19 protein-coding genes and 1 pseudogene are annotated in these 14,816 nt (G+C 64.0%); 14 read left to right on the top strand and 6 right to left on the bottom strand.

From position 1 onward, the window contains the following. Positions 1 to 15 precede the first annotated feature (15 nt). Positions 16 to 714, top strand: a pseudogene (locus CD932_RS17440) (methyl-accepting chemotaxis protein); the annotation flags it as partial. Between the two features lie 64 nt (positions 715 to 778). Here CD932_RS17440 and CD932_RS17435 read toward each other — a convergent pair. Together CD932_RS17435 and CD932_RS17430 are read right to left on the bottom strand one after the other, a co-directional pair. After that, positions 779 to 1,426 carry an NrsF family protein gene (locus tag CD932_RS17435; RefSeq protein ID WP_094444051.1) on the bottom strand — a complete coding sequence of 216 codons (648 nt, stop codon included), beginning with the start codon at positions 1,424 to 1,426 and terminating at the stop codon, positions 779 to 781. After that, positions 1,423 to 2,007, bottom strand: a complete 585-nt coding sequence (locus CD932_RS17430) for a sigma-70 family RNA polymerase sigma factor (protein WP_094444050.1) — start codon at positions 2,005 to 2,007, stop codon at positions 1,423 to 1,425. Before CD932_RS17430 ends, CD932_RS17435 begins: the two co-directional genes overlap by 4 nt. A gap of 128 nt (positions 2,008 to 2,135) precedes the next feature. Here CD932_RS17430 and CD932_RS17425 point away from each other — a divergent pair, with 128 nt between their 5' ends. The 6 genes from CD932_RS17425 to CD932_RS17400 all read left to right on the top strand — a co-directional run bounded on the left by CD932_RS17425 (position 2,136) and on the right by CD932_RS17400 (position 6,646). After that, positions 2,136 to 2,942: a DUF1223 domain-containing protein gene (locus CD932_RS17425; RefSeq protein ID WP_094444049.1), complete on the top strand. Its 807-nt coding sequence runs from the start codon at positions 2,136 to 2,138 to the stop codon at positions 2,940 to 2,942. Further along, complete coding sequence (locus CD932_RS17420) at positions 2,939 to 3,547, top strand: cytochrome b/b6 domain-containing protein (protein WP_254926648.1); 609 nt, start codon at positions 2,939 to 2,941, stop codon at positions 3,545 to 3,547. Before CD932_RS17425 ends, CD932_RS17420 begins: the two co-directional genes overlap by 4 nt. Before the next feature lie 11 nt (positions 3,548 to 3,558). Further along, the gene (locus CD932_RS17415) at positions 3,559 to 4,329 is read left to right on the top strand and encodes a molybdopterin-dependent oxidoreductase (protein WP_094444048.1); all 771 of its coding nucleotides are present in this window, start codon (positions 3,559 to 3,561) and stop codon (positions 4,327 to 4,329) included. A gap of 66 nt (positions 4,330 to 4,395) precedes the next feature. Further along, complete coding sequence (locus tag CD932_RS17410) at positions 4,396 to 4,671, top strand: pentapeptide MXKDX repeat protein (protein WP_094444047.1); 276 nt, start codon at positions 4,396 to 4,398, stop codon at positions 4,669 to 4,671. Between the two features lie 139 nt (positions 4,672 to 4,810). Then, a complete protein-coding gene (locus CD932_RS17405; protein ID WP_254926647.1) occupies positions 4,811 to 5,962 on the top strand; it encodes an MFS transporter in 1,152 nt (383 codons plus the stop codon). A 45-nt stretch (positions 5,963 to 6,007) separates the two neighbouring features. After that, entirely contained in the window at positions 6,008 to 6,646 is a 639-nt protein-coding gene (locus tag CD932_RS17400; protein WP_094444459.1) for a CatA-like O-acetyltransferase, read from the top strand. A gap of 6 nt (positions 6,647 to 6,652) precedes the next feature. Here CD932_RS17400 and CD932_RS17395 read toward each other — a convergent pair whose 3' ends face one another. Beyond that, complete coding sequence (locus CD932_RS17395) at positions 6,653 to 7,300, bottom strand: LysE family translocator (RefSeq protein ID WP_094444045.1); 648 nt, start codon at positions 7,298 to 7,300, stop codon at positions 6,653 to 6,655. A gap of 136 nt (positions 7,301 to 7,436) precedes the next feature. Between CD932_RS17395 and CD932_RS17390 the strand changes: the two genes are divergently transcribed. From CD932_RS17390 to CD932_RS17380, 3 genes are all read left to right on the top strand, one after another. Continuing rightward, on the top strand, positions 7,437 to 8,009 hold the full coding sequence (locus tag CD932_RS17390; protein ID WP_094444044.1) for a helix-turn-helix domain-containing protein: 573 nt from the start codon (positions 7,437 to 7,439) through the stop codon (positions 8,007 to 8,009). 17 nt (positions 8,010 to 8,026) lie between these two features. After that, complete coding sequence (locus tag CD932_RS17385) at positions 8,027 to 8,554, top strand: GNAT family N-acetyltransferase (RefSeq protein ID WP_094444043.1); 528 nt, start codon at positions 8,027 to 8,029, stop codon at positions 8,552 to 8,554. 134 nt (positions 8,555 to 8,688) lie between these two features. Next, positions 8,689 to 8,952, top strand: a complete 264-nt coding sequence (locus tag CD932_RS17380; protein WP_094444042.1) for a DUF378 domain-containing protein — start codon at positions 8,689 to 8,691, stop codon at positions 8,950 to 8,952. Between the two features lie 51 nt (positions 8,953 to 9,003). Here CD932_RS17380 and CD932_RS17375 read toward each other — a convergent pair whose 3' ends face one another. Then, positions 9,004 to 9,420, bottom strand: a complete 417-nt coding sequence (locus CD932_RS17375) for a cytochrome c family protein (protein ID WP_094444041.1) — start codon at positions 9,418 to 9,420, stop codon at positions 9,004 to 9,006. Positions 9,421 to 9,508: 88 nt separating this feature from the next. Beyond that, positions 9,509 to 10,384 (bottom strand): EamA family transporter, encoded by an 876-nt coding sequence (locus CD932_RS17370; RefSeq protein WP_176461024.1) that lies wholly within the window; start codon positions 10,382 to 10,384, stop codon positions 9,509 to 9,511. Between the two features lie 162 nt (positions 10,385 to 10,546). On the opposite strand from CD932_RS17370, the gene CD932_RS17365 reads away from it, so the two are divergent. Beyond that, positions 10,547 to 10,933 carry a VOC family protein gene (locus CD932_RS17365; protein ID WP_094444040.1) on the top strand — a complete coding sequence of 129 codons (387 nt, stop codon included), beginning with the start codon at positions 10,547 to 10,549 and terminating at the stop codon, positions 10,931 to 10,933. A gap of 3 nt (positions 10,934 to 10,936) precedes the next feature. Here the strand turns inward: CD932_RS17365 and CD932_RS17360 are convergent, their stop codons facing one another. Next, positions 10,937 to 11,977, bottom strand: a complete 1,041-nt coding sequence (locus CD932_RS17360) for a LacI family DNA-binding transcriptional regulator (RefSeq protein WP_094444039.1) — start codon at positions 11,975 to 11,977, stop codon at positions 10,937 to 10,939. A 96-nt stretch (positions 11,978 to 12,073) separates the two neighbouring features. On the opposite strand from CD932_RS17360, the gene CD932_RS17355 reads away from it, so the two are divergent. The 3 genes from CD932_RS17355 to CD932_RS17345 all read left to right on the top strand — a co-directional run bounded on the left by CD932_RS17355 (position 12,074) and on the right by CD932_RS17345 (position 14,445). Next, entirely contained in the window at positions 12,074 to 13,264 is a 1,191-nt protein-coding gene (locus CD932_RS17355; RefSeq protein ID WP_094444038.1) for a phytanoyl-CoA dioxygenase family protein, read from the top strand. A gap of 28 nt (positions 13,265 to 13,292) precedes the next feature. After that, on the top strand, positions 13,293 to 13,493 hold the full coding sequence (locus CD932_RS17350) for a hypothetical protein (RefSeq protein ID WP_094444037.1): 201 nt from the start codon (positions 13,293 to 13,295) through the stop codon (positions 13,491 to 13,493). 67 nt (positions 13,494 to 13,560) lie between these two features. Then, the gene (locus CD932_RS17345; RefSeq protein WP_094444036.1) at positions 13,561 to 14,445 is read left to right on the top strand and encodes a GGDEF domain-containing protein; all 885 of its coding nucleotides are present in this window, start codon (positions 13,561 to 13,563) and stop codon (positions 14,443 to 14,445) included. The last annotated feature ends 371 nt before the right edge of the window (positions 14,446 to 14,816 follow it).

The raw sequence follows: 14,816 nt of genomic DNA, 5'->3' as shown, positions 1-14,816 counted from the left end.
AACCTATGCTCTGGACGTACTGAACAGCAGGCTGGATCATTGGAGGAAACTGCATCGGCAATGGAGCAATTGACCTCCACCGTTAAACACAATGCTGACAATGCCCGCCAGGCCAACCAGCTGGCAGTTTGCGCGTCTGACATTGCGGCTCAGGGTGGCACCATCGTTGCAGAGGTGGTCGATACCATGGGTGCCATCAATGCATCGGCCCGTGAGATCGTGGAGATCATCAGCGTAATTGACGGGATTGCGTTCCAGACCAATATTCTCGCGCTCAACGCGGCTGTCGAAGCTGCCCGAGCCGGGGAGCAGGGGCGCGGATTTGCCGTGGTTGCTGCCGAGGTGCGCAGTTTGGCTCAGCGTAGTGCTACCGCTGCCAGGGAAATCAAGGTGCTCATTAATACTTCGGTCAGCGCGGTAGATGCCGGTAGCCAATTAGTTAAAAAAGCAGGTGGCACAATGGCGGAGGTCGTCTCCAGCGCGCGTCGCGTGGCCGATATTGTCGGCCAAATCAGTGCATCGAGCCAGGAGCAAAGTGCGGGTATAGGCGAAATTGGCAGAGCCATCGCAATAATGGACCAGACTACTCAGCAAAACGCGGCATTGGTTGAACAGGCGACTGCCGCTGCGCTATCCTTGCAAGAACAAGCTGACGATTTAGCCAGGGTGGTTGGTGGCTTTAAATTGCATGATCGTGTCAGTGCTGGCGCTTAGTTCAGCATGGCGCGGTGCGCTTGTTCCAGCGCCGGTCGCCGAACGTCAGCCTGTTTGGCCGTGCTTACCAGGCCAGCACTTTTGGTCCCAGCAGGGCGCCGATGACGGCCGGCACCAGCATGCCCAGCACATACCAGAAGCCGATAAAGCTGGCGGCCATTTCCGGGCAATGCAGGCAATAGACGAGGGCGGCCGTGCCACCGGCGGCAAAGCCGGCGGCCGCGCCCGCCAGGCGCAGCCGCGTGGGCGCCAGCTGGCGCATGGCGCGCAGCACGGCGGGCAGCATCGGCAGCGACAGCAGGGCGATCAGCAAAGGGCAGCTGCGCCAGGTGGTGCCCCAGAACAGTTCGGCGCGTTGTTCCGGCGCCGCCGTGGCGACGGTGATGGCGCCCAGGAGCCACATCAGCAGCAGGGGCACGGCCAGCCAGGCAAGCAGGGTACCGGTATTGGCACCAGGCAGTCCCAGGCGGCGGCTGGCATGCCAGGCCGCCAGGCAGACGCCGGCGACAAACGCCACCTTGATCAAGAAATCCGCTTGCAACGCCAGTTGCGCCAGGTTGGGCCGCACCCCGAGCAGGGTCGCCATCAGGGCCACGCTGGCCAAAAGGCCCGCGCCCAGGGTGGCGGCAGTACGCCAGCGCGCGCCCGGCGGCGCTGCGGCGGCCACGTCGGGTCCGCTGGCCAGCATGGCGATCAAGTCATCGGTTTTCATCTCGTATCCGTTCTCAAATTGGCTGCCAGCGCCTTCAGGCCACGGTGCACGGCTACCTTGACGCTCGCTTCCGATATCCGCATGGCGCTGGCCGTATCGCGCACCGACCAGCCGTCGAGCTTGGTATGCACGATGGCGTCGCGCTGCTGCGCCGGCAAGGTGGCCAGCAATTTGGCCAGGTCGCGGCTGGCCTCCATCGCGTCGGCATCGGCGCTGGAAAACAGCGCCTGTGCATCGTCGTCCTCATCATACGGCGTGTGCAGCGCATCGCGCCGCGCATGCCGGCGCAGCCAGTCGATCAGCTTGTAGCGGGCGATCGCATGGATCCACGACGTCAGCGGCACGCCCGTATCGTAGGTCAGCCGCTGGTTGTGGATGGCCAGCAAACATTCCTGCACCAGGTCTTCCACCTCATCGGGCCAACGCTGCAAGCGCCGGCGCAAAAAGGCGCGCAAATGGTTGCTGGTTGCCTGCAGAAAGCTGCGATACGCCTGCGCATCGCCATCGAGCCCGCGCAGCATCAGGCCATGCAGGCGCAGCTCGGTGCCATGCAGTTGTTCACTGACAGGTATTCGTTGCATGAAGGCCTTTGGTGACAGGCAGTGAAAAATATTTTTAAAAATAATCGATGGGGCCTGTAACCAATCGAGCTGCCATGGCGAATTGACGGGTAAGCACGCTTCCTTTTCTACTATAACGGTTACTCATCATGAATATCAAGTACCGCCTGGCAGCAACATTCATCCCCGTCCTCCTGTCGTCCATGGCGGCGCCGTCCTGGGCGCAGGCTGCAGCCGGTGCGCGCTGCGAAGTGAGCAGCGGCGCCCGGACGGCGGCACTGGTGGAGCTGTACAGCAGCGAAGGCTGCTCCAGCTGCCCGCCCGCCGACCAGCGCCTGAACGCCTTGCGCAAGGAAGCGGGCGCTGCCAGCCTGGTGGTGCCGCTGGCGCTGCACGTCACGTACTGGGACCAGATTGGCTGGGCCGATCCGCTGGCGCAGCCGCCGTTCGACGCGCGCCAGGCCGAACTGCTGCGCGACCAGCCGCGCCACGTGGCGTACACGCCGCAGTTTTTTGTCGGCGGCAAGGAGGTGCGCGGCTGGGATGCGCAGTTGCCTGCGGCAATTGCCCGCATCAATGCGACACCGGCAGCCGTCAATCTGCGCCTGTCGGCCATGCCGGCTCAGGACGGCAAGCTGCTGCTCGAAGCGCATGCGGCCGCCGTCGATGGCCGTACGGGCGGCAAGCTGTACCTGGCCGTCAGCGAAAGCGGCATCGTCTCGCAGGTGCTGCGCGGCGAAAACCGCGGCGCCACCCTGCGCCATGACGCAGCCGTGCGGCTGTGGCTGGGGCCGGTGCCGCTGGCCCAGGGCCGCGCCAGCCTGCGCCGCGAAGTGAGCCTGCCACCTGGCTGGCACCAGGACCGGCTGCAGGCGGTCGCCTTTGTCCAGCAAGCCGAAGGCAGCGCCATCCTGCAAGCCGTCGGCATGGCGCCGTGCGCGCGGGGGACGCTGTGATCGCCTCCCATGTCGCATCCGGGGGCGTGATTCATCCCGTCTGGCTGCGCCTGACGCACTGGCTCAACGCGGTGGCCGTGGTGCTGCTGGCCACCAGCGGCTGGCGCATTTATAACGCGGCGCCGTTCTTGCCGTTTGAATTGCCGCGCGCGGTGACCCTGGGTGGCTGGCTCGGTGGCGCCCTTCAATGGCATTTCGCCGCCATGTGGCTGCTGGTGGCCAATGGTGCGCTGTATCTGCTCATCAATATCGTCAGCGGCCGGTTGCGTCGCCAGTTCTTTCCCTTGTCGCCAAGGGAGCTGCTGCGGGACCTGGCCGCCGCGCTGCGGGGCAAGCTGGCCCATGCCGATCCTCGCCATTACAACATGGTGCAGCGCGCCGCCTACCTGTTCGTCATGCTCGATTGCATCGCGCTGGTGCTGTCGGGCCTGGTGCTCTGGAAATCGGTGCAGCTCCCCCTGCTGCGCGAACTGCTGGGCGGCTACGAGAGCGCGCGGCGCGTGCATTTTTTCGCCATGGCGGCGCTGGTGGGCTTTGTGGTGGTGCATCTGGTGATGGTGGCGCTGGTGCCGCGCACCTTGCTGGCCATGCTGCGCGGCCGCTAAAGGAACATATCATGAAAAAAAACATTATCGTGCACCATCAGGGCCAGGCCATGCTGGCCGACGCCCTGCGCCAGGTTGCCCAGCCGTCGCGGCGGCAGTTCCTGCAGCGCAGCCTGAGCCTGGGCGGCTTGTCCCTGCTAACGGGCTGCAATATCGGCGACCAAGCCAGCGTGGAAGCGGCCCTGGCGGTGGTGTCGCGCTTCAATGACAGGGCGCAGGGCTGGCTGTTCGACCCGTCCAGGCTGGCGCCGACCTATCCCGATTCCATGATCACACGGCCGTTTCCATTCAATGCCTATTACGGTCTGGACGAAGTGGAACAGGTCGACGGCGACGCATGGCGCCTGGAATTGAGCGGCCTGGTGGCGGACAAAAAGCCGTGGAGCCTGCCGCAACTGCGCGCCTTGCCGCAGCAGACGCAGGTTACGCGCCATATCTGCGTGGAAGGCTGGAGCGCCATCGGCAAATGGGGCGGCGTGCCGTTCGCCCATTTCCTCGACCTGGTCGGCGCCGACAAGACGGCGAAATATATCGGTTTCAAGTGCGCCGACGATTACTTTACCAGCATCGATATGGCGACGGCCCGCCATCCGCAAACCATCATGGCGCTGAGCTGGGATGGCCAGCCCCTGCCGCCCGAGTATGGCTATCCCATGAAGCTGCGCATGCCGACCAAGCTGGGCTACAAAAATCCCAAGCATGTACAGGCCATTTTCGTCACCAATACCTATCCGGGAGGGTATTGGGAAGACCAGGGTTACAACTGGTTTGGCGGTTCCTGACAGATTTTCAGCAGTACCGTAGTAAAACCGGGCATCCGCCCATCCAATCTCCAGACAAGGACTATCATGAAAACCACCATCACCGCCATTATCGCCACCGCCATCTTCATGTCGGGCGCCGCCTTGGCCCAGGACGCCATGAAGAAAGATCCGATGGCAAAAGACGCCTCGGCCGACGCCATGCACAAGGACGGCATGGACAAGCCTATGGGCAAGAAGCACATGAAGAAGGATCACATGGCCAAGGACGGCATGATGAAAAAAGATGAAATGAAAAAAGATGAAATGAAAAAGGACGAGATGAAAAAGGACGACATGAAGAAGGACGCCATGGCAAAATAATCGCCCATCGTGGCGTCATCGCCGGGCAGGGTGTAGACTGGCAAGTCACTGCTTTTCTTCCTGCCTGGCCATGACCGATACGCCCGCCGCGCTTGCTCCACTGCCTACGTTTCCACCTGTCTCCGGCGCCGAAAAATCCATGCGCCGCCGGTCCCTGTTCGCCGCCTGCGGCGCGCATGCCGTGCACGACGGCATGACGGACGTAATCTATGTCCTGCTGCCGATCTGGCAGAGCCAGTTTGCCATCAGCTATGCCATGGTGGGACTGTTGCGCGCATCGTATTCGGGCACCATGGCCGGTTTCCAGTTGCTGGCCAGCCGCCTGGCCAGACGCTGGGGCCGCGAACGCCTGCTGGTGGCCGGCACGGCGCTGGCGGGCGTGGCCTACTTGCTCGCGGGGCAGGCCGGTGGCCTGGCGGTATTGCTGCTCGCGCTGGTGCTCGGCGGCCTGGGCGCCAGCGTCCAGCATCCGCTGGCCTCGTCCATCGTGACCGATACGCACGAAGCCGGTGGCGGTGTGAAAGAGGCGCTGTCACACTACAATTTTGCCGGCGATATCGGCAAGACGTTGATCCCCGCGCTGGTGGGCTTGCTGTTATTGGTATGCAGCTGGCAGGCCAGCGTCGGGCTGCTGGGGCTGCTGGGCCTGGCCGCCGCTGCCTTGCTGTGGCGGCTGCTGCCCAAGCCTGGCGAGGTGTCGGCCAGCCAGGGCGCCGTGCGCAAACCAATCGCCGGCAAGGAGGCGCGCGGCGGCTTTCATGCGTTGCTGGCCACCGGCACGCTGGACAGCGCCGTGCGCATGGGCTTTCTTACCTTTTTGCCATTCCTGTTGAAAAGCAAGGGCGCCGGCACGGCGGGCATCGGCCTGGCGCTGTCGCTGCTGTTCGTCGGCGGCGCCTTCGGCAAGCTGCTGTGCGGCTATCTGGGCGCGCGCATCGGCATGATGAAAACCGTGTGGCTGACCGAATCGATGACGGCGCTATTGATCGTGCTGGCGCTGTGGCTGCCCTTGGGCGCCATCATGGCCATGCTGCCCTTGCTGGGCCTGGCGCTCAATGGCACTTCGTCGGTGCTGTATGGCATGGTGCCCGAACTGGCCGCGCCCGGCAGGCGCGAACAGGCGTTTGCGCTGTTCTATACAGGCAGTATTGGCGGCGGCGCCTTGTCGCCAGTGCTGTTCGGCGCGCTAGGCGACGCCACCAGCGTGCCGGCGGCGCTGCTGGCGCTGGCCGCCTTGCTGCTGCTGACCTTGCCGCTGGCCTGGCGGGTGCAGCGGGATTTGCAGGCTTGACGGCGATACTTGCCGGCCAGCACGCGCATCGTCTACACTCGCCGCATGAAAAATTTTGAAAAGCGACGTGACCGCTACGAGCTGTTCAGCGCGTTTGAAAACCCGCTGGTCAATATCAATTTCCGGCTCGACGTGCCGGACTTCCGGCCCTGGTGCAAGGAACGCGGGATTCCCGTGTTTCACTTTTTCCTGTATTGCGTGCTGAACACGGTCAAGCAGAACGACAACTTCATGTACCGCATCCTGGACGGCGAGGTCATCAAAATCGATGACTTTCCCGCTTCCTATACCGTCATCAATGGCGACGACAACCTGAACTACACGCGCTTCGAGATGACGGACCAGCTGGACCTGTTTATCGCCCGCAGCCTGGACGCCAAGCGCATCGCCGAAACGTCATCCAAACTGATCAACACGGGCGAAGGGACCAGCGTGCGCGAGCAGCGCCACAATATCTTTATTACCAGCCTGCCGTGGCTGGAGCTGCGCGCCATCGAGCACCCCGTCTACCGCCATGGCGACGCCGATATTCCGTGCATCAGTTGGGGCAAGTTTGCTGCGGCTGGCGACGGGCGCATGGCGGTGCCGTTTTCGGTACAGGCCCATCACGGCTTTGTCGACGGCTACCATATCCAGAAGCTGGCGTTGGCAATCGATCAGCGCATCGCCGCCATCATCGCCTGAGTTGCCTCATGCGGTCTTGCTGCGCAGCCGCAGCAAGCTCAGGCCCAGCAGCACAAAAGCGCCGCCCGAGATACGGTTGAACAGCTTGGCGCGGCCGGGGCTGGCCAGCTGGCTTTTCAGCAGGCGCGCCAGGGTGGCGTAGAACAGATGGGCCAGCATGGCGCAGGCGACAAACGAGGTCGTCAGTACGGCAAACTGCAGCGCCACCGGCTCGCCCTGGGTAATAAATTGCGGGAACAGCGCCGAGAAAAACAGGATGGCTTTCGGATTGGTCAAGGCGACGGTGAGGCCCTGGCGGAACAGTTTCGCGTTTGAATTCGGATTGGCCGCGCGCGGTGCTTGGGAGACATCGGCTGTGGCGACAATGCTGGTCTTGCTGCGCCATTGCTTGATGCCCAGGTAGACCAGGTACAAGGCGCCGGCCAGTTTGAGCAGCATAAAGGCGGTGGCGGACGTGGCCAGCACCACCCCCATGCCGGCCATGGCCACGCCGGAAATAATGAATAGTCCCACGCCATTGCCCAGGCTGCTGACCATGGCGCGGCGCGGGCCGACGGCGATCGCGTTCGAGATGGCCAACAGCACGGCTGGGCCGGGCGAAAACGTGACAAGCAGGGCGACGCCGCAAAACAGCAGCCAGTTCGAGAAATGCATGGGATACCTGTATCAAAAAAATCAAGCGGCCCCTATTGTACGAAGTTTTGTGCAACTGCGGGTCATGCCATTGCCGCCAGCCATGCTGATGGCGCGATAGTTGAGATATTTCCATTTATGGGATATATTCCCTAATATGGAAAATTTGAGCGCATCAGGACGCGACACGGAGCAACGCCTGGCCCAGCGCCTGCGCCAGTTGCGGGTGGAGCAGGGCTGGTCGCTCGACCAGTTGGCCGTGCAAAGCCAGGTCAGCCGTGCCACCTTGTCGCGGCTGGAAAACGCCGAGGTCAGCCCGACCACCAGCGTGCTGGGCCGCTTGTGCGCGGTGTACGGCTTGACCATGTCGCGCCTGCTGCGCATGGTGGAAGACGATTTTCCGCCGCTGCTGCGGCGCGCGGACCAGCCCGTCTGGAACGACCCGCAAACGGGTTTTCGCCGCCGTTCCGTGTCGCCGCCCTCGCAGGCGCTGGCCGGCGAAGCGCTCGAATGCGAACTCGACGCTGATGTTCATATCGCTTACGCCACTTCGCCCCGGCCCGGCATGGAACACCACCTGCTGCTGCACGATGGCCGGCTGGCGGTGACAGTTGACGGCCAGCGCCACGACCTGCTGCCCGGCGACTGCCTGCGCTACCAGCTCTCCGGCCCCAGCGCCTTCGATACGCCTCTTGACAGCGGCGCCCGCTATTTCCTGTTTATCGTGTAATCCCTTGTGAGGACGCCATGCAACTTGTCACCCTGGACGCCGACGCCATTGCCGCCCGCCTGCCGCAATTGTCGGCCTTGCTGCATGCCTGCGTGCACGACGGCGCCAGCATCGGCTTTATCCTGCCCTTCAGTAGCGACGACAGCGAGGCTTTCTGGATCAACAATGTCCAGCCTGCCGTTGCGCGCGGCACGCGGCTGTTGCTGGTGGCCGAGCGCAATGGCGCGATTGCCGGCGCCGTGCAGCTGGACTGGGATACGCCGGCCAACCAGGCGCACCGGGCCGACGTGCGCAAGCTGCTGGTCCACCCCGCGTGCCGGCGACGCGGCATTGCGCGCCAGCTGATGCTGGCGGTGGAAGCGCGGGCGCGCGCCTTGCCGCGCCAGTTGCTGACGCTCGACACGCGCACCCACGACCATGCCGAACCGTTATATGAATCGCTGGGCTACAGGATTGCCGGTGTGATTCCCGGCTACGCGCTGGCGCCCGAGGGCGGCCGGCTGGACGCCACCACCGTCATGTACAAGCACCTGCCTGGTTGCTGATGCCAAATCAGGATTCGTCCTACTGATTCCTGCGGCATGTTCTGAATGCCCATCCTGCGTGCCGCGTCTACACTCCAGTCCTGGCCTGTCGTGCGGTGGCAAGGTCGGGTTTTCAGACTTTACAGGAGGCTGCGATGGCGAATATACAAACAGGGACGGAAACCGGGGCGCGCGAAGCCAGCACGCCCGCACGCTTGAACACGCTGGACTGGATAGCGATGGTGCTGCTGGTGATCGGCGGGCTGAACTGGGGCCTGGTGGGGCTGTTCGGTATCGATGTGGTGGCCCGCCTGCTGGGCGACATGACCACGGCCGCGCGCGCCGTCTATGTGCTGGTGGGAATTGCGGCCGTGTACTCGATCTATGTATGCGCCAGCAAGCTGCCCGCGAAGCCGTGAACTTGGCCCCGCTGGGCAGATGGCCCAGGTCGCGCGTGAGAGAGCGTGCGATTATTGCGTGCGCAGATAGGCCAGCAAATCGGCCACCTGCTGGGTATTGCCAATGCCCCAGAAGCGCATATTATTGCCAGGAATAAAATCGCTGGGCGCTTTCAGGAAGCTGGCCAGGTTCTGTTCGGTCCACACGATATTGGCGTTTTTCATGGCCGGCGAGTAGCGGTAGTCCGGCGTTGTGCCCGCCTTGCGGCCAATCACGCCCGTCAGCCTGGGGCCGAACCCCGCGCGTGCGGACGGGCCTACCTGATGGCAGGAGGCGCATCTGTAAAACGCCCTTTTGCCAGCGACGGCGTCGCCTTTCAGGGCGGCGGGTGCGGTCGCTGGTGCGGCGCCTGCCTGGCTGGCAAGTAAAACCGTCGCCAGGCCCAGGGCAATACGGACGAATGCGGACGTGATTGAAAAAGGGATCATGGCTGGTAGCGGCGTTGATGCGTGAATGGCGATGAGCTATTTTACAGAGGTAGCGTGCATGGCTGCCCTTGCTCCGCAATTGCACCGGTCAGCGCCTGGACTGCGCCCCCAGCGCCGCCATTGCCGACGCCAGCACGATGCAGGCAATCGCCAGCCACTGGACCAGGCTCAGGTGCTCGCCCAGCACCGCCATGGCCGCCAATGCGCTGACAGCCGGCGCGGCGCTGCTGAACATGCCGAATACGCCCTGCGGCAAGCGGCGCAGGGCAAAGATTTCCAGGGTGTAGGGCAGTGCGCTCGACAGCATGGCGATTGCCAGTCCCATCAGGGCCAGCGACGACGACAGCAGGGCCGTGCCCGCATAGGCCGCGCCGATGGGCACCGTCAGCATGGCCGCCACCGTCATGCCCCAGGCCACCGCCTGGCCACCATGCAGGGAAGAGGCGCGCTTGCCGAAGACGATATACAGCGCCCAGCAGCTGGCGGCGCCCAGCGCATAGGCCACGCCGACCGGGTTCAGGCTGCCCGGACTGCCCTTGAGCGGCAGCAGCAGATACAGGCCGAACACGGCGCAAGCGACCGCCAGCAGGTCGCGTGGCCGGCGCGACGACAGCATCGCCACCGCCAGCGGCCCTGTTACCTCGATGGCCACCGCGATGCCGATCGGGATCAGCGCAAATGCGCGGTAGATCAGCAAGTTCATCAGTCCCAGCACGGAACCGTAGACCAGCAAATTGAGTACATCCCTGCGCGTCAGTGCAAAACGCCAGGGCCGGAACACGGCCAGCAGGAACAGCGCCGAAAACCCCACCCGGTAGGCCGTGATGCCTTCGACGCCGATCACCGGAAACAGCTGCTTCGCCACCGCCGCCCCCAAGTTGACGGAAATCTGCCCTCCCAGTACGGCCAGGGAGGGCAGCAGGATGCTGTCGGGGATGGGGGAGGTGGCAGCGGGCGAAGTCATGGGGCGTGATTTTAATACGGCCGGGGCTGTATTGGCTGATTGCGACGGCGGATTTTCGGCGCTGGCGCCGGTTTGAGCCATTTCTGCCGCAAGGGGATTGATTTGCAAGGATGTCGTTCGTATAGACTTTCTGCGGAAAACCACTTTTTATCAGGACATCCCATGAAAAGAGTCACCGGCATCGGCGGTATCTTTTTCCAGGCGAGCGACCCGGAAACCCTGGGCGCCTGGTATCGAACCCATCTCGGCATCGATGTGCAGGCCTGGGGCGCCGCCGCTTTCAGCAATCTCGGCGGCGACGGCCAGCCTGCCAACGGCGCGACGATCTGGAGTCTTGCACCAGCCCAGGGCAACCCCTATGCACCAGGCACGTCCCCCTTCATGATCAATTACCGGGTCGACGACCTCGACGCCCTGCTGCAGGCCTTGCGGGCCGAGGGCTGCCAGGTGCTGGGCGCGGCCGAAGAATCGGACTACGGCAAGTTCGGCTGGGTGCTCGACCCGGAGGGCAACAAGGTCGAGCTGTGGCAGCCGCCGCCGGGACAGTAGCGTTCAAGGCCGTGCAGTGAGTGCGGGCAAATTGTACGGCGTGACAACCTGGATCGCCGACAGCGATGGCGCATGCTTCAAGGGAGGCAAGGCACCTTGCGCGCGCAGGATATCCTGGCAGGCGCGGCGCATGTCCTGGCCCAGGTCGTGGTGCAGCACGGCATGGATGGCGCCGGCGTGCAGCAGCGCCAGGTTGTCCGCGTCGAGGTCGTGGCCGATAAATACGTGGCAGCGCCTGCCGGCTTGCGCGAACGCTGCGACGATGGCCGCATTGCCGCCGCCTATCGAATATACGCCGACAAGGCCGGGGTGTTCCCGCAGCGCCTGGCGTACCAGCGGCCCCGTGGCGCCATCGATGCCATGGCCTTCGCTCACCTCCACGATGCGCAAGTGCCGATGACGTTCGCGCAGCGCGCGGCGAAAGCCGAGCTCCCGCTCTTCCTCGCCGTGGTAGCGGTTGCTGCTCAGCGTCACCAGCACCTGCTGTTTTTTTGCGCCGCTCAGCCACTGGCCGAGCAGGTACGCTGCCGTTGCGCCGGCGGCGCGGTTGTCCATGCCGACGTAAGTGCTGCGCCGTGAGCCGGGCAGGTCGGTCACCAGGGTCACCACCGGGATGCCGGCGCTGGCCAATTTTGCGACGGCGTCGGCTACCTGCGGCAAATCAGGCGCCTTGAGCAGCACGCCGTTGCTGCCGTTCTTGCGGATGCGTTCAAGCAGCTCGACGATGCGCTCCGGGTCCAGCGTTTCATGCAGGTGAAAACGCGCGCGCAGCACGGCCGGGTGCAGCGCGGGCAGTTCCGCTTCCAGCGCCTGGCGCACCGACTCGGTAAAGCGCTGCGGCGCCACCATCAGCACATCGATCATGAATTTCTTGCCAGACAATCCCACCTGCGCGCTCTGCCGGGCCAGTTCCTCCTGTGCCTGCAGCACGCGGCGCACGGTGGAGGCGTGTACGCCCGCGCCTCCCTTGACGACGCGCTCGACGGTGGCGAGGCTCACGCCGGCTTGCAGCGCGACGACTTTCAAGGGAAAGCGGTGGGCCATGATTGACGGTTTCCTGAGGGGTTTTCGGATCAAAATTGCGGGTTTTCCTGCCTATACTCATAGTACATTCAAAAAACGAAAACACAGGAGGCCTTCATGTACGAACACACTGCCGCCAGCGCGCTGTCGCAGCCATACTGGCTGTCCAGGCAGGACTGCGACCTTGACGAATTCCACCGTCTCGCCAGCCGGCAGACCGATGCCGCCGATTACCCGCATGCAGCTGCAGTGCGGTCCAAGGTCCCTGTCTACGACGGCGATAGCGTGCGCGGCCTTGGCGCGGAGCCCGCCGCGCTGCAAGCCCTGCAGGCCGAATGGGGCAGGGCATTGTTGAGTGGCCCCGGCGTGATCGTGCTCAGGCGCGCCGTGGCGGACCTGGCCAACCTGGAGCAAGTGAGCGCCGTGTTTCGCGAGCTGATCGCCGAACAGCATGCCAGCGGCAGCGCCAGTGGCGACCATTTTGCCAAACCGGGCGCCAATGACCGCATCTGGAACGCCCAGCAAAAACTCTGCCTGCGCGACCCGGTGGCCTTTGCCCGCTATTACGGCAACCCCGTGCTGGCCTGGATCAGCCAGGCCTGGCTGGGGCCGGGCTACCAGATGACGGCGCAGGTCAATGTGGTCAATCCGGGCGGGGCTGCGCAATCGGCCCACTGCGACTATCACCTCGGTTTCCAGAGCGAAGCGAGCAGCACGGCCTATCCGGCGCATGTGCAGCAGATGTCGGCCGCCTTGACCCTGCAGGGCGCCGTCGCCCATTGCGACATGCCTCTGGAATCGGGTCCGACCCTGTACCTGCCGTATTCGCAGCTGTACCGAGCCGGCTACCTGGCGTACCACCAGAGCGCTTTCCGCGACTATTTCGATCAGCACAAGGTGCAGTTGCCGCTTGAAAAGGGCGATGCCGTGTTCTTCAACCCGGCGCTGTTCCATGCGGCCGGCCACAACCGCTCAAACGATATCCGCCGCATGGCCAATCTGCTGCAGGTGTCGTCGCCGTTCGGCCGCGCCATGGAAACGCTGGACCGCAAGGCCATGAGCCAGGCCCTGTACCCGGCGCTGCTGGCGCTGCGAGAGCAAGGCCAGGCGCGCGAGGACGCAGTCCATGCGATCGCCGCCTGCGCCGAAGGCTATGCCTTTCCCTGCAACCTCGACCGCGACCCGCCGGTCGGCGGCATGGCGCCCGCCACCCAGCAGCAGATCCTGTTGCAGGCGCTGGACGAACAGTGGCCGCAGGCGCGCCTGGACGCGGCGCTGGACGACAAACAATGGCGCCAGCAGGCCTGAGCCTTGACACAGGCTCACGACAGACACCATGAGCATCCGCAACGACCTGAGCGGCGCCGGCTACATGGGCGAGGTCCATGCCATCACCTGCAAATCCGCGCGCAGCATTTTCAACACCGCACTGACGCCCGTCTGCAAAGCCGCAGTACGGGCCATGCCGCCAGCAGCGTGTTTTTGCTGCCTGTTTCATGGTCGCCGTGAGCCGTTTGCACCTGGCCCGGCCACCTGATATCGATGTCATCGTGCGGTCACGGCTGGCCGGTATCGTGGTCGCACTTGTCAAGAAGGGTAATACTATGCTGCAACTTCACCGCAACAGTCTCGTCACCGCCGCGCTGGCGCTGCCCATGTTTTTCCTGTTGTATTCGACCCTCGGCGTGCCCAAGCCGTTTCACGCGTGGAAATGGATGGACATCGTCTGCGAAGGCGGCACGGCCGTGATGGCGGGTGTCTGGTTCCTGTTTACACTCAGCAGCCGTCCGCGCGGGCTGGTGACGCGGCTGCTGGCCGGTGGCCTGTGCGCCATCATGCTGGGCTCCTGGGCCGATTGTCTCGATGAATTCTTTGCCATCGACAAGCAGGCGCTGTGGGACAACTGGCTCGAAGCGCTGATACCGATCGGCATGCTGCTCGTCACGGTGGGCATGTATTACTGGCGCCACGAGCAGTTTCGCCTGAACGAACTCCTGCAGAAGCGCGAGCGCCTGTTTCGCGACCACCGCGCGTTTGACCGCATCACCGAGCTGGCCGACGCCAGCTATCTGCGCACGCAGATCCGGCTGGAGCAGGAACGCCGGCCCGGCCTCGACTGCGCGCTGGTGCTGCTCGATATCGACCAGTTTCACTTGATTAACCGCGAACACGGCCACGCCGAAGGCGACCGCGTGCTGCAGGCGGTCGGCCATATGCTGCTGCTGAATTTGCGCAATGACGACTTGCTGTGCCGCTATGCGGGCGACCGCTTTGCCGTGCTGATGCCCGGGGTGTCGCGCGCGGACGCGGTCGAAGTGGCGCGCCACCTGTGCTTTATGGTTGGCCAGATGCGCCACTGTGCCAGGGACGGGGAAGTGCGGCTGAGCCTGCGCCATGCCTGCTCGATGACCGATGGCGTGCCCGAAGTGGTACTGGCCGAACTGAGCCGCGCCGTGGAAACGCCGTTGCGCGCTGCGGCGCCCGCCTGAACTGCCCGGCGCGCCTCTGCCGCGCCACGGCACGCATTTCCAGGCCGAGCTCGACCAGGTACGCGCCCATCAGGCCATCTATCTGTTCCAGGCCCATGGCTACGACAACGACGCGGTGGCGGCCTGTCCTGGCTTTCACGACGCCACCAATTTTCGCCGCTCGTTCAAGCGCTGAACCGGGCAGACGCCGCAATTGCTGCGCCGGGCGCTCGGCTTGTTTGTCGCGGGATAAACGCAGTGTCGGTCTCCAGATAGCGGCCATCGCCAACAATTGCCCTTCCGGCTACATCCATAGTACACTCGACAAGAGCGAGAACAGACGCTGGAAAACGGCCAAGCCGGCCACCAACCCTGTGCGGTCACAGGCGCAT

The sequence above is a fragment of the Janthinobacterium sp. PC23-8 genome (genome assembly GCF_002250505.1).
In the GTDB taxonomy this organism is placed as follows: Bacteria; Pseudomonadota; Gammaproteobacteria; order Burkholderiales; family Burkholderiaceae_D; genus Janthinobacterium.
The sequence above is the reverse complement of the archived record's forward strand: the minus strand, read 5'-3'. Positions and strand labels throughout refer to the sequence as shown.